Annotated in this window: 13 protein-coding genes; all 13 read right to left on the bottom strand. The window is 31.7% G+C overall.

The window, feature by feature from the left end:
* Window positions 1-87: 87 nt before the first annotated feature.
* Entirely contained in the window at window positions 88-1380 is a 1293-nt protein-coding gene (locus SJY27_RS13675; RefSeq protein ID WP_397445424.1) for a hypothetical protein, read from the bottom strand.
* 3 nt (window positions 1381-1383) lie between these two features.
* Window positions 1384-1989, bottom strand: coding sequence for an acyltransferase (locus SJY27_RS13670; protein ID WP_397445423.1), 606 nt, complete (start codon window positions 1987-1989; stop codon window positions 1384-1386).
* Entirely contained in the window at window positions 1982-3199 is a 1218-nt protein-coding gene (locus SJY27_RS13665; protein WP_397445422.1) for a glycosyltransferase family 4 protein, read from the bottom strand. Before SJY27_RS13665 ends, SJY27_RS13670 begins: the two co-directional genes overlap by 8 nt.
* Before the next feature lie 4 nt (window positions 3200-3203).
* Window positions 3204-4118: a polysaccharide pyruvyl transferase family protein gene (locus SJY27_RS13660; protein ID WP_397445421.1), complete on the bottom strand. Its 915-nt coding sequence runs from the start codon at window positions 4116-4118 to the stop codon at window positions 3204-3206.
* Between the two features lie 8 nt (window positions 4119-4126).
* Complete coding sequence (locus SJY27_RS13655; protein ID WP_397445420.1) at window positions 4127-5083, bottom strand: hypothetical protein; 957 nt, start codon at window positions 5081-5083, stop codon at window positions 4127-4129.
* A gap of 11 nt (window positions 5084-5094) precedes the next feature.
* On the bottom strand, window positions 5095-5937 hold the full coding sequence (locus SJY27_RS13650; RefSeq protein ID WP_397445419.1) for a hypothetical protein: 843 nt from the start codon (window positions 5935-5937) through the stop codon (window positions 5095-5097).
* Between the two features lie 147 nt (window positions 5938-6084).
* Window positions 6085-7050, bottom strand: a complete 966-nt coding sequence (locus SJY27_RS13645) for a glycosyltransferase family 2 protein (RefSeq protein ID WP_397445417.1) — start codon at window positions 7048-7050, stop codon at window positions 6085-6087.
* Window positions 7051-7254: 204 nt separating this feature from the next.
* Complete coding sequence (locus SJY27_RS13640) at window positions 7255-8793, bottom strand: hypothetical protein (RefSeq protein WP_397445416.1); 1539 nt, start codon at window positions 8791-8793, stop codon at window positions 7255-7257.
* A 127-nt stretch (window positions 8794-8920) separates the two neighbouring features.
* On the bottom strand, window positions 8921-10048 hold the full coding sequence (gmd, locus tag SJY27_RS13635; RefSeq protein WP_397445415.1) for a GDP-mannose 4,6-dehydratase: 1128 nt from the start codon (window positions 10046-10048) through the stop codon (window positions 8921-8923).
* 102 nt (window positions 10049-10150) lie between these two features.
* Window positions 10151-11086, bottom strand: a complete 936-nt coding sequence (locus SJY27_RS13630; RefSeq protein ID WP_397445414.1) for a UDP-glucuronic acid decarboxylase family protein — start codon at window positions 11084-11086, stop codon at window positions 10151-10153.
* A 47-nt stretch (window positions 11087-11133) separates the two neighbouring features.
* Window positions 11134-12549, bottom strand: coding sequence for a UDP-glucose 6-dehydrogenase (locus SJY27_RS13625; RefSeq protein ID WP_397445413.1), 1416 nt, complete (start codon window positions 12547-12549; stop codon window positions 11134-11136).
* A gap of 47 nt (window positions 12550-12596) precedes the next feature.
* Complete coding sequence (gmd, locus tag SJY27_RS13620) at window positions 12597-13724, bottom strand: GDP-mannose 4,6-dehydratase (RefSeq protein WP_397445412.1); 1128 nt, start codon at window positions 13722-13724, stop codon at window positions 12597-12599.
* A gap of 169 nt (window positions 13725-13893) precedes the next feature.
* On the bottom strand, window positions 13894-14166 hold the full coding sequence (locus tag SJY27_RS13615) for a four helix bundle protein (protein WP_397445411.1): 273 nt from the start codon (window positions 14164-14166) through the stop codon (window positions 13894-13896).
* Window positions 14167-14175: the final 9 nt, after the last annotated feature.

Here is a 14175-nt window from a genome sequence, read left to right as displayed (position 1 = left end):
TAATCGATTTACAATTTAAATAATTTTAAAAAAATCCATTATAATTTATGTTTAGTAGTAAAAATGTTAATAACAACTTTTAGCTTTTTATTTTATCAATTTTTTTTTCCAATACATTCTAAACTTTAAGTTCAATTTATTTGAAAAAATAGCATTTATCCATAAAATAATTTCTTGATTATTCATTTTCCTTATTTGACTAGACATACAAACCCCAATAGTAATCCAAAGCATAAAAGTAGTTAGGGTAAAAAAGTTAATATCTTCTACCCATGCATAGCACCATCGAAAAGCCAAATATATCCCTAATAGTTTACTAAAATAATTATTTGATCGATTAAGAGCCAAATAACTAGCGAAATAAAAAATGATAAAATAAAAAAAGACCCCTATTAGCCCTGTCCACATAAAAACATTTAAAATGGCAACTTCATTACTAGAACGCTCTTGCCTTCCTGTAATATCAGCCAAATCGGAAAAAAGTTCTGTTTCGTTACCCCTTGCAGGGCTTCTCCCAAAAACCCAAGTATTGTACTTCTTGGCAGTCTTTAGCACTTCGATATATATATCCGTGCGTGTATCTGTAGTTAAATCTTCTGTTGATTTTTCTCCAGTAAATACATTTGTACTTTCAGTCTTTGCATCAGTCCGAATATATTCGTTAATTTTAAAAATATTGAAGGATCCAGAGATTGCCAATAAAAACAATACAAACGGTAATATAAAAAGTACGTTCCTTATGATTCTTAAAACCTTGTTTCCAATGAAATATCTAAAATAATAAAACATTGAAAATAAAACAGGTATAAAAAATTTAATGACATTACTACGAGCTCCAAAAGCAAAAAAAACGACGAACAGACTAATGGTTAAAACTATAAAGTTCCATGGCCTTCTTATAATAGGCAAGAAAATGGCAAAAAAACTAATAGGTACTAGATAAAACCCAACTGCTCCGCTAGATATAAATGGGAAAAAAAATATAAATAACGGTAATGTGTATTTTAAGTAATATTTTAAAAGAACCACCACGAAAGCCATATTCATACCCGCAAATGCAACAACGGGGAGCAATAACGCTAAACCATTAGCAAACAGTGCTTTATAGTCCCAATATGTTTCAGCAACAAAAAGCCCTCTTATGAAACTAATAATATTATATAAGATATAAAAAACAACTGCATACTCAGCAAATGAAGGTTTTTTATGAGTTTTTAAATGAGGAATTACTGCATAAAAAGAATACAGCAGTATAAACTGTAAAAACCAAGAAACGAAAGTACTTCCAATAAGAGGTAAGGTCGTATAAGGTTGAATAGTAAGTATTGCTATCAATAAAATAGAATAAGGTAGGTATTTAAATAATAAATATCTTTTCATTTATTATATTTCTTTGATAAATTTAGCAGGGTTCCCTGCCCAAATTTGATTTTCAGGAATACTTTTACTTACTAATGAACATGCACCTACAACAGCATTTTTACCTATAGTAACTCCTTTTAATATAGTTGAATGTGCCCCAATAAAAACATTATCCTTTAAAACGACTGGTGCTTTTTGTGCTAGCTTTTTATCCAACATAGGATTTTTTCTAATTTCAGGATCTAAATGATGAAAATCTGTATCATAGATACAAACCCCTCCGCCTAATTTTACATCATTACCTATGCTAATTTTATGATTACAAATTAAAGCTGTTGCACTCATACCAACGTTATTACCAATAGAGAGCTCACCTTCCACCCATAAAATCGTTTTTTGTTGACGACCAATTAAATTAAAATTAGATCCACTATTAATCTGCAAATAATCACCGATACTAACTCGACCTCTTCTTGTGACTCGAACTTTTAATAGCCCGCCTACTTTTAATGATTTGCCATACTTCACATTATTTAAATAAAACATCAATTTTGCGACAGGTGTGTATATTGGATTGAATAACCTACCCTTAATTTTCCGAAATGCTTTGTAAATTAAACTAATCATTTGATTTTGTATTTAAAATTTCACTATAATAGCTTAAATATTGTTGCGCTATAGAAGTGGAAGAAAACCTTTCCATTACATTAGTGTACCCTTTTAAAGAAACATCCCTGTAAAGTATTTTATCTTTAATCAAACTTACAATTTTTTCAGTTATGAGTTGTACATTTCTAACATCTACCAACAATTTTTCTTGATTAATAACCCAGGGTACTGCACCTGAGTGGTCTCCTCCAATTGGAGGAACACCCATAGACATGGCTTCTATAAGCACAACACCAAATGATTCTTCTAAAGCTGGATGCAATAAAAAATGAGCTGTTTTAAGTTCATTTAACAAATAATCTCTAGTAACAACACCATTAAAAAAAACATTTTGCACCTTTAAATCAAGTGCATCCTTGTATGCTAGCCCTCCTTTTTCAGAACCACCGCCAAACAAATGTAAGGAAACATTAGGAAACTTTTTTTGAATTATTGTAAAAGATTCTAATGCTTTTTTTCCATTTTTTCGTTGATCCCAACCATTATTAACCATCATAATTTTAGCAGCATTTAAACTCCCTAGTTTTATATCAATCATAGTTTTAACTTCTGTAAAGCTATATTGAACCTTAATAGGGTTAGGAATTACTTTTACATTTTCTATTCTTTTTTTTACATAATCGAACATATATGGTGAAACAGTAGAAGCATTTCTTACTTTTTTTAAAATTTGCTCTGCCATTAAAAGTCTTCCAAATCGATATAGGTTTTTAAAATACCTAAGCACTACAAATGGATTGTCATGCACCGTAACTAAATAAGGGGTTTTAAACTTCACTGCTGTCCCTGCAAACTCATAAGACCAATGCGCATGTACAAAATCTGGATTTCCTTGATTTAAAACCTTAAGCATTTGATTTTGTTCATAAGCATAAAAATCTAAAATTCTACCTATTTTTTTTCCATTCATTTTTATCGAAGCAGGTCGATAAGGTACTACAACCCAGGTAAAATTGTTGTAAGTAAATCTTTTTATACTATAATCATCATTTATCGCCTTTGTTGTGGTAATAGCACAAACAGTATGCCCAAAATCAATAAAATCCCTTATCAAAGTACCTATAAATGGCGCTCCAGAGAAGCCTAAAGGCAAATGATCAATATTTACATTTGGTAAGAATTCTTTGATAAAAGAACGATCTGATGGTGCAAGCAGTGCTATTTTCATTATACTAAGTTAAAAATTCAGCTTTTACTGGAAAAGGGGCAACACTCAACAGATTTTGTTGAATGTGTGTTAAATTCTTTTTTATGTGCGACTTATCTTGGTGTTTTTCAAATAAATCTAAATAATAATTTTCATCAAAATTTTCGATAACTAAAGAAAAAGGCTCATATTCTGGAATATCTACAGAAGAAAAATAATCACAAAATTTTACATTATCTTTTGATAATGATTTCTCTCCTAATAACATCCATAAAGCTTCAATACCATATGCATTTGCTATAATTAAACCATGTAAAGACGTAGAAATAATTTTTTCACACATTACAAACTCATTGATTACCTCTTCTATAGCATTATTATTTAAATTGATTACATGTACAGCATCTGTATTAGATATTTTAGCTTTTACTTCTTCGAAATGAGAAATATGCGGAATAACACCTAATTTATATTTTTTTTCAATTTTGTTTGATGGATTATATACCAAAGGAGTTAACAAACCAGGGTCTCCTAATTTGATATCATTATTAAAACCTAACTCCCTTACCTTTTCTAATGTATATTTACCACGCACAGCCAAGTATGTTGAGGGTTGTATTGCCATTTTACGATCGATGATTCCTGCACCCCAAACCACGGCTCTTTTAGAAGTGTACCAATTTAAAATACTGCCAATACATAGCATATACTCTTTAACAAAAATGGAGCGTACAAAATTTTTAAATAACCAAAAAGAGAGTTTCCCCTTGATTGTTAAAGATACAAACTGTTTTAAAGAATCTAACCTAGCTTCAGCAAAATGTATATACGTTGTTTTTAAACCTGATAATTTCTCAATTAAATAAGGGTTTAAGTCATCACCAAAGTTAAAATAAGTATCACCTAAAGGTCTTGCCCATTTCAAATAAATTTTTTTCATATCTTTTTTTACCAATAACAGTTATCTTCTACTTGGTCGCTAGTTTTTGGCTTTTCTTTAGCACCGGGTTTCACCCAATACTCATTAAATAAACTTGGATAATTCAAATTCAAAGCCTTACCATAATCTGTGCTTTCCCATCTTTTCCCCTTGATGCCAAATAACAATTGAGAACTACCTCCTAAATGAAATGCTTTTTTACCCAATCTTTTTATATGCGCAGCTAAAGGGAAGCCATAGGCACCTGCACCAATTATACAAATATCAAAATCAGTTTCATCTATTTGTTTTTTCATAGAATCTAAAGCTTCAAACCAATCTTTATAATTTTTGTTTATTCCTCCTAAAGACTGTACAGCTTGTATGGTTTTCAATTCAAATTGAGGTAACAACCCATTTGGAAAAATCAAATTTCTTTTAGGGTATTGTTGTTCTATCGTTTCATTAAAAGGATGTATGACCAATACTTTTTTACCTTCTAAAGCTTTAGTCCAAGACATAGTTGTCCAAAAGGGTTCTAAATACACCAAACGTACTTTTTGAGCTTTGCCAATTTGTTTTTCAAAATCTTTTTCTTCAGATAACCATGACCCTAAAATATCTACCTCTTTCATATCGGCTAACATTAAATCACAAAATTGTTCTATTTTTTCTACTGTTGGTGGAAAAAAACCTGACCATTGCTGCATTTGGTTTAAAATATTTTTTTCCCACCACCATGCATTTGTTTTCCCTTTTATATAAGAAAAATATTGATTCTTTTGACTATGCACTCCTAGATAATTTGACAAGCAACTTAACTCCGTCGACCCAAAACGGGCAATCATACAGGGTTCATCAGAAACCAAAGAATCATAAATAAGTTTTGATGCTTCATTAGGGTCTTGTATACAAATAGGCTTTTCTTTTTTGGGCTTACTTATGTACGTTGTATATATCTTTCTTAAAATCTTTAAAACTATCATAAATATCGTTGTTATTTTAAGTTTCCATTTTCATCCACCATAATCCAATCATTACTTTTAGGATATCCGTGCCAGAAATCTTTAGGCACTATTTTTAAACCTTTATTTAATAGTGCTGGTTTGTAGGAAAATGAACTTTTGCTAGTAATCAATACATCTGCGTACACCATATGTAAAAAAGACTCTATAGCCCCCATATCTAAACAATAGGTTAAATTAGAAAATTGTTCAAATTCTATAAAATCTTCCTTTTTACCTTGAGAAAACAAATAAATGCAAACTTTTTTATCCGTACTAATATAATCTAGTGTATTTTGTAAAGTATTTATAAAATAATCATTGGTCATCCATCGCATCGTATGATTTTCAATTTTATTTTGACCTTCAACAATATCACCTCTTCTTACATGTATGGCAATATTATATGTAGTGTTATCAAATTGTAGCTTATCTTGTTTTCTTAAGGGGGCATTGTAAAACTTGTTTTGCATTTCTTGAATCACACCAAATTGATCTTTATAAAACTGATCTTGCTCAGCTATAAAAACTACATTTTTAGTTTTGTAGGAAGCTATTATTTTCTTCTGTAAGGCCACTTCTTTAACATTACTTTCTTTAAATAGAGGTAGTTTTACGGTTTTATATCCATTGCATAATAACTCTGTGTAATCTATATCGCCTGTACCAAAACCTAAAAATTCTTCCCATTTTTTTGTTGAAAAAGGCACGTGTGCAAAGTTAAGACCAAACTGTTTTGCATACCAATACCCTGCAATCCAATTTGCCATCTGATGTCCAATACCAGCACCGTAGTTGGGTTTGGCTATATAATATGTATTTTTAACTGAAGCCACCTCCTTTTTTTTAGTATGAAAAATTAAATAGTGCCAATATGAACGGTATAAGAATGGATATATTTTCTTATTCCTTAATAAGGATACTAATTTTGACCAAATTCTTAATTTTATTTTGGAGTATACTTTCATATAAATTATTCAGAACTATTTTACTCTTTCAAAACCATTTAATCTCCAAATTAACTTTGTGAATTTTATATAAAATATATAAATTTTTCTTATGCGATTACTATTTCTTAACAAACATAATTCTAATAAATTAAACTGTGCTAGAATTTTGGCATCTAATTTTTTTAAGAAGAAATGATTTGCAGCATACTCTTTGTTAATAGTATTGATCATAAAAAAATGTCTTAGTTCATATTTCATAAAAACGATAAACAGTTTATCTTTTTTATCAGTTTCTTCGTAGGTTTCATATACCATATTATATCTATCTACAGTATCTTGTATCAGTTTTTCACTCTCATAGATTGATGTATTTGTTGCTTGGCCATTGACATCACCAACATAAACACTAAGAGGAAAACCAGAATAAACAGGCTTAGAAAGTAGCGCTGCTTTATACAAAAAAGTAAAATCTTCATTTCTTTTCATACCCAAAGGAAAACCACCTACTTTATAGAAAAGTTCTTTGGTTACCACAACTGCACTAATATGTAAAAAAACATGAGGGTTTTCAAAAAATTCAAAATGTACTATTTTACCTTTATATTTATCTATTTGTCTTGGTTTACCATAGCCCTTACTATTTTTACCCATACCTGCACTACAAAAAAATGCTGATTTTGGAAACGCTTCAATAGCTTCTTTCATTTTTTGGAGATAAGTAGATAACCACTCATCATCCCCATCTAAAAAGGCAATATAATTATATTGGGCATTTTCAACACCTGTATTTCTTGCACCACTAACTCCTTGATTATTTTGATTGAAAATTTTAATACGTTTATCCGTTGTATAACCGTTTATCACCTCAACACTATTGTCTGTTGAACCATCGTTGACAATAACAACTTCATACTCTTGAAATGTCTGATCTAAAACTGTCTTAAGAGTATTGACAATGGTATGCGCCTTATTATAAAGAGGAATTACTACTGAAATCATTTTTTTTTATTAAAAATATATTTATTATCTTGATATTTAACTAAGAACTCTACAATTTAAATCCATTATATTACGTATAATACTAAATTTAATTTTTGCATTTTATAAATTGAGGTTTTAGCTAAAAGAAACTACAGCAATTGAATATTACTCTACACCATAGTATTTGTTTATTTTAATTTATATTATTTTACATAATTTAATTCAGTGATACTTAATTTTTATTTTACTCTTAATTGATTTTGTTATATTTCTAATCATATTTCTTTCATTATCTCGTAAACCGACAAACCATGACAATATAAGAAATGAAAGCAAACTAACAATACCTACAACTAAAAACCTATAAAATCCAAATTCCATAAAGTAATTTGGTATTGAACTTAATAAATAAGTAGCTCCAAAAACTAAAATACATGGAACTATTACTTCGATAATAAAAAAAGGAATAGATAATCCACACTTTTTTTTAGAATAGTAGAGGACAATCATAGATTTTAATAATGCATAACAAATAAAAATAATATACATATTCTGCGGTTCAAATTCTAAAGAAAAAAAGAAATAAGTAACCCCCAATGGTACAAAATTTAAAATAGAAGAAATAATCTGATACTGTTTTATATCTCCTACTGCAGAAATTGATGAATTTAAAGTTATAAACAATTGTTCTATCAAGTTTCTAATAAGGATAAGTGTACAAAATACAACAGCATATTCTGGCACGTCTTTTAACCAAACGCTAAAAACATAAGGCATTTCAACCATAATTGGCACATAAAATATTACTAGTAAGAAAAAAGAAAACTTACTCCCCATTAAAGAAGCTTTTAACATTAATGATCGGTTTCCAGCTCCTTCACTCTTAGCTAGTACAGGATTCAAAGCTCTTAACATTATATTAGCAAATGCTCCTAATTGCCCACTTAGTTGACTAGAAATACCTTGTGCAGCATTTACCTTAGTACCAAAAAAAATGTTAACCACAATATTTTGTCCATAATTAGCGATCATACTACTCGAAGATCCCAAAAAAGACCAACCTGCAAAACCAAACATTTCTTTAAACAAATCCTTTTCCTTGTATTTTTTAAAATTGATAACGACTTCATCGTATCTGTAACGTGTATACAAATGTCTTACCACATATAAAACTATTGGAACCAATGCCATTAAAATTCCGTACAATAATAATTTATCAATTGCACTATATGTAATAACTAATGCTATAATAAATTTTAAAGAAATTTCAATAATTCTTAGAATCGCAAAAAACAACATATTCTCATGTGCATTAATTACTGCATCAAAGGGTACCGTAAGAATTGTAAAAAAAGTACTAACAATCAAGCATTGAAAAATAATTTTGGCTACAGCCACTCTTTCTTCAGCTATATTAAAAATTCCATCAAATAAAAAATAACCTAAGATTTCAAGAGCAAATATCATAACAATTGCAATAATTAAATGCATTTTGTAACTTATATTAAAAATCTGCCTTTGTTTTTGGATATTTCCTTCACCTGAAGAAAAAGACATAAATCGCTGTGAAGCAGAGGCCATTGCTGCACTCAAAAACATCAACATAGCAATAGCACCACCCACAACATTAAAAATACCAAAATCTTTTGTTCCTAAAGCAGCTAAAACTAATCGTGTTGTATACAATGACAATACCACAGTAATTGCCATCTGAGCATAAAGTATAAAAGTATTTTTTGCAACTCTATTTGCTTCTTGCATTATTTTTTATAAAAAAATAGTATTTGGATTTCTAAAAAAATCCAATTTCAATAACTTGTAACTTACAGACAATTTAATAAAAAGTAAAAGAGAAAAATTAACAAATCGCTCTTCTAAAAAATATATTTTACTCCACCTGCTTTAAAACTTGATGCCCCGCTTTTAAAAGGTCTAGATCTTTTTTCATTAACGCTACATCACCTGCCATCATATCTTTTACCAAACCTGCTAAATCATATTCTGGTACCCAACCTAATTTTTCTTTCGCTTTGGTAGGGTCTCCTAATAATAGATCTACTTCTGTAGGTCTAAAATAAGAAGGGTCTATCGACAATACTTCTTTGCCGATTGCTACTTGAAATTCTGGATTATTACAAGCAGTTACAAAAGCTTTTTCATCTACACCTTCACCCTTAAATTCCAGTTCAACACCAACTTCCGAAAACGCCATACGCACAAAATCACGCACTGTGGTGGTTACTCCAGTAGCGATTACCCAATCTTGGGGTTTGTCTGCTTGTAAAATCATCCACATCATGCGTACATAATCTTTGGCATGCCCCCAATCACGTTTTGCCTCTAAATTTCCTAAGTAAATTTTTTCTTGTAAGCCTAAACCAATTTTAGCTACAGCTCTTGTAATTTTACGAGTTACAAAAGTTTCTCCTCTTCGTGGCGATTCATGATTAAACAATAGGCCATTACAAGCAAACATATCATAGGCTTCACGGTAGTTCTTAGTAATCCAAAAGCCATAAATTTTTGCCACTCCATAAGGAGAACGTGGATATAAAGGAGAGTTTTCATCATAAAAACCTCTTTCATTTTTATTTTCAGGTAAGCCTCCAAACAATTCTGAGGTAGAGGCTTGGTAAATTCTTGTTTTGTCTTTTAAACCTAGTAATCGAACAGCTTCTAAAATACGTAAAGTACCTAAGGCGTCTACATTTCCAACATATTCTGGCATATCAAAAGATACCTTTACATGAGACATAGCCCCCAAATTATAAATTTCATCAGGTTGACATTCTTGGATGATACGTGTTAAATTCATCGAGTCTGTTAAATCACCATAATGTAATTTTAAGCGTTGGTTAGGGTCATGCGGATCTTGATACAAATGGTCGATTCGATCGGTATTAAATAAAGAAGACCTTCTTTTAATACCATGTACCATATACCCTTTTTCCAATAATAGCTCTGCTAAATAAGACCCATCTTGCCCGGTGATTCCTGTGATTAATGCTACTTTCATATTTATTTTATTGTTCGTTGCTCGGTTTCGAGTTTCTATGGCTGCTTTTGGTAGTAGGCGATATATTAGTAAAAGTCAAAAGTCATACCCCATTTTCAATATTTAAAGTAATCCTTCAAAATAGGCAATCGTTTTCTTTAAGCCCTCCTCCAATTGTACCGTTGGTTGCCATCCATTTAATTGCTCTTTAGCCAAACTAATGTCTGGTTGACGTTGTTTAGGATCATCTTGTGGCAATGGTGTGTGTATAATCTTAGATTTTGAATTTGTCAAACGAATCACTTCATTCGCCAATTCTAACATAGTAAATTCATTTGGGTTACCCAAATTGACAGGGCCCAAAAATGCGGTATCTGAAGCCATCATGCGAACCATCCCTTCTACCAAATCATCTACATACTGAAAGGAACGCGTTTGTGTTCCATCACCGAATATCGTAATATCATCTCCTCTTAAAGCTTGCATGATAAAGTTAGAAACTACTCTACCATCTGCAGGATTCATATTAGGGCCATAGGTGTTAAAGATTCGTATAATCTTAATAGCTACTTTATTTTGTATATGATAATCCATAAATAAGGTTTCCGCACAACGCTTCCCTTCATCATAACATGAACGAATACCTATAGGATTTACATTGCCCCAATAGGACTCTTTTTGAGGATGTACAGCTGGATCTCCATACACTTCACTAGTACTTGCTTGTAAAATCTTTGCTCCAACACGTTTTGCCAACCCTAAAGTATTGATGGCTCCCATCACCGATGTTTTTATGGTTTTTATAGGATTGTGTTGATAATGAACAGGAGATGCTGGACATGCCAAATTATAAATCTCATCAACTTCGGCATAATACGGCTCTGTAATATCATGACGTACCATTTCAAAGTTAGGATTACTCCGTAATTTATTGATATTTTTTTTAGCTCCAGTAAAATAATTGTCTAAACACAATACCTCATTGCCCTCGTTTAATAAACGTTCACATAAATGAGATCCTACAAAACCGGCCCCACCTGTAATTAAAATTCGCTTCATATCATTGACTTTTTATAAATCATATCAAAATGATTTGTTCACTTATTTTAACCTTTCCCAATTCCTTTAAACTGAAAACCGATACTTTTCATAGCTGCAGCATCTAATATATTACGTCCATCGAAAACAAAGGCAGGCTTAAACATGTGTTGGTAAATTTCTTTCCAATCATAGGTTTTAAACTCATCCCATTCTGTCAATACAGCGATAGCATGCGACTTGTTCATGGCTTGTTTCGGGTCTTCATACACAAAAACTTGTGATTGTTTTTGTTTGATTTTTTCTGCTGTTAGTCCTTTCAGTTCCCATAAATAACTCAAATCTGCTCTAACTTTGGCTTGCGAAACTTTTGGATCGTATACATGAATTTCTGCTCCGTCTTCAATCAAATATTCGGCTACATAGATCGCCGCAGATTCACGAGTATCATTGGTATCTTTTTTAAAGGCCCAACCTAAAAAGGCAATTTTTTTACCATTTACCGTATTAAACAACGTAGTAATAATATTTTTTGCAAAACGATACTTTTGATGATCGTTCATCTTAATCACCTGCTCCCAATATTCAGCAACTTCTGGCAAATTGAAATAGCGACACAAATACACTAGGTTTAAGATGTCTTTTTGAAAACAAGACCCTCCAAAACCTACAGAAGCTTTTAAAAATTTAGGCCCAATTCGACTATCTGAACCAATAGCATGCGCGACCTCATCTACATCCGCTTCAGTAGCCTCACATAAAGCTGATAAAGCATTGATTGAAGATATTCGTTGTGCCAAAAAGGCATTTGCTGTTAATTTAGACAGTTCAGAAGACCAAACATTGGTCGTTAAAATTTGACTCGGACTTAACCAATGCGCATAAACATCAACCAAGGCTTGTATCGCTTCTTGACCTGTTGGAGTGTCGTTCCCTCCAATTAAAACACGGTCAGCTTGAAACAAATCATCAATTGCTGTTCCTTCTGCTAAAAACTCGGGATTAGAAAGCACTTCAAAATGAACTCCTTTTCCGTTACTATCTAATATAGTTTGCAGCGTCTCAGCAGTACGAACTGGTAAAGTAGATTTTTCAACAATAATTTTATCAGTAGTAGCCACGCTTGCAATTTGACGTGCACACAGTTCTACAAATTTCAAATCTGCTGCCATTCCTTTTCCCTCACCATAGGTTTTGGTTGGTGTATTAACCGCAATAAAAATCATATCTGCTGCTGCAATGGCACCATCCACATCTGTGGAAAAAAACAAATTTTTACCTCTAGCCTCTTCTACTACTTCTGCTAAACCAGGCTCATACACGGGTAAATTTTCTAAATTATCATCGTTCCAAGCCGCGATTCGATCAACATTCAAGTCAACTACAGTTACCTTAATATCAGGACACTTTAAAGCAATCACAGACATAGTTGGCCCACCAACATAACCTGCTCCTAGGCAACAAATATTTTTAATTTTTTTCATTTATGAGGGTTTTTTTTTGTAATCTATTGTTAAAAACAACAAGTATCTTACTCTACTTGTTTTAAAATTTCATGCCCCGCTTTTAGCAAGTCTACATCTTTTTTCATCAATTTGATATCTCCTTCCATCATATCTTTTACCAAACCTTCTAAATCGTATTCTGGTACCCAACCTAATTTTTCTTTAGCTTTGGTAGGATCTCCTAATAATAAATCTACCTCTGTTGGGCGGAAATACGAAGGGTCTACAGATAGAACTTCTTTACCTATCTCAACTTGATAATCTGCAAGATTACATTTTGAAACATATGCTTTTTCATCAACACCTTCCCCTTTGAACTCTAATTCAATACCCACTTCTGCAAAGGCCATTTTCACAAAGTCACGTACGGTGGTGGTAACTCCTGTAGCAATTACCCAATCTTCGGCTTTGTCGGCTTGTAAAATCATCCACATCATACGTACATAATCTTTGGCATGACCCCAATCACGTTTGGCTTCTAAATTCCCTAAAAATATCTTTTCTTGCAACCCTAAGGCTATTTTAGCTACAGCACGTGTTATTTTACGGGTCACAAACGTCTCCCCTCTTCTTGGCGATTCATGATTAAACAATAATCCATTACAAGCAAACATATCATAAGCTTCTCTATAATTCTTGGTAATCCAAAAACCATAAATTTTAGCGACTCCATAAGGAGAACGTGGGTATAAAGGTGAATTTTCATCGTAAAAACCACGTTCATTTTTATTTTCTGGTAAACCTCCAAACAATTCAGAAGTTGACGCTTGGTATATTTTTGTTTTTTTACTTAAGCCTAACAAACGTACTGCTTCTAAAATTCTTAAAGTTCCTAGTGCATCTACATTTCCTACATATTCAGGCATATCAAAGGAGACCTTTACATGCGACATCGCTCCTAAATTGTAAATTTCATCAGGTTGACATTCTTGAATAATACGCGTTAAATTCATAGAATCGGTTAAATCACCATAATGCAATTTTAAACGTTGGTTGGGATCATGGGGATCTTGATACAAATGATCGATACGATCGGTATTGAACAAAGAAGATCTTCTTTTAATACCATGTACTTCATACCCTTTTTCTAATAATAATTCTGCTAAATACGAGCCATCTTGCCCTGTGATTCCTGTGATTAATGCAACTTTCATATTTTTTAATTTCGTTGTTCGTTATTCGATTCTCGTTGTTCGTTGCTCGATTCTCGTTGTTCGGTTTACGATGGTCGAGAAACGAAAATCGATAATCTATCTCAATGATTTTATCAATTTATACAACATCATTTTTATTCTTGTAAAAATTTCATACAATTGTACATATTCATTTTCTAAAATATAGTTCAGGTCTTTTGCTAAAAACAACTTGGTAGTTGGCTTCTTCTAAAGATCCTTTCGAAATATACAAGAATCGTATGAATTCCTTTTTATATTGTCTTCCTTGTCCTTCTATAATATTAGTAGGCACACTGCTTATACTTCTTCTTATTTGAAATGTTAAGCCATAATTTTCGGAGGATGGAAACTTAGCAGAAATTTTATAAACAGCTAAAGTTAACTGATGTGATAATTTCCAAACTTCAAGTTTACATTCCATATTTTTTAT

The organism is Polaribacter sp. R77954 (assembly GCF_044595335.1).
Classification (GTDB): domain Bacteria; phylum Bacteroidota; class Bacteroidia; order Flavobacteriales; family Flavobacteriaceae; genus Polaribacter.
This window is presented reverse-complemented; position numbering and strand designations above follow the sequence as displayed.

Excerpts from the sequence above, each read along its gene's own strand:
- SJY27_RS13675 (WP_397445424.1), bottom strand. The coding sequence starts at position 1,380 with ATGAAAAGATATTTATTATTTAAATACCTACCTTATTCTATTTTATTG.
- SJY27_RS13625 (WP_397445413.1), bottom strand. The coding sequence starts at position 12,549 with ATGAAAAAAATTAAAAATATTTGTTGCCTAGGAGCAGGTTATGTTGGT.
- SJY27_RS13640 (WP_397445416.1), bottom strand. The coding sequence starts at position 8,793 with ATGCAAGAAGCAAATAGAGTTGCAAAAAATACTTTTATACTTTATGCT.
- SJY27_RS13660 (WP_397445421.1), bottom strand. The coding sequence starts at position 4,118 with ATGAAAAAAATTTATTTGAAATGGGCAAGACCTTTAGGTGATACTTAT.
- SJY27_RS13630 (WP_397445414.1), bottom strand. The coding sequence starts at position 11,086 with ATGAAGCGAATTTTAATTACAGGTGGGGCCGGTTTTGTAGGATCTCAT.
- SJY27_RS13655 (WP_397445420.1), bottom strand. The coding sequence starts at position 5,083 with ATGATAGTTTTAAAGATTTTAAGAAAGATATATACAACGTACATAAGT.
- gmd (WP_397445412.1), bottom strand. The coding sequence starts at position 13,724 with ATGAAAGTTGCATTAATCACAGGAATCACAGGGCAAGATGGCTCGTAT.
- SJY27_RS13670 (WP_397445423.1), bottom strand. The coding sequence starts at position 1,989 with ATGATTAGTTTAATTTACAAAGCATTTCGGAAAATTAAGGGTAGGTTA.
- SJY27_RS13645 (WP_397445417.1), bottom strand. The coding sequence starts at position 7,050 with ATGATTTCAGTAGTAATTCCTCTTTATAATAAGGCGCATACCATTGTC.
- gmd (WP_397445415.1), bottom strand. The coding sequence starts at position 10,048 with ATGAAAGTAGCATTAATCACAGGAATCACCGGGCAAGATGGGTCTTAT.
- SJY27_RS13615 (WP_397445411.1), bottom strand. The coding sequence starts at position 14,166 with ATGGAATGTAAACTTGAAGTTTGGAAATTATCACATCAGTTAACTTTA.
- SJY27_RS13665 (WP_397445422.1), bottom strand. The coding sequence starts at position 3,199 with ATGAAAATAGCACTGCTTGCACCATCAGATCGTTCTTTTATCAAAGAA.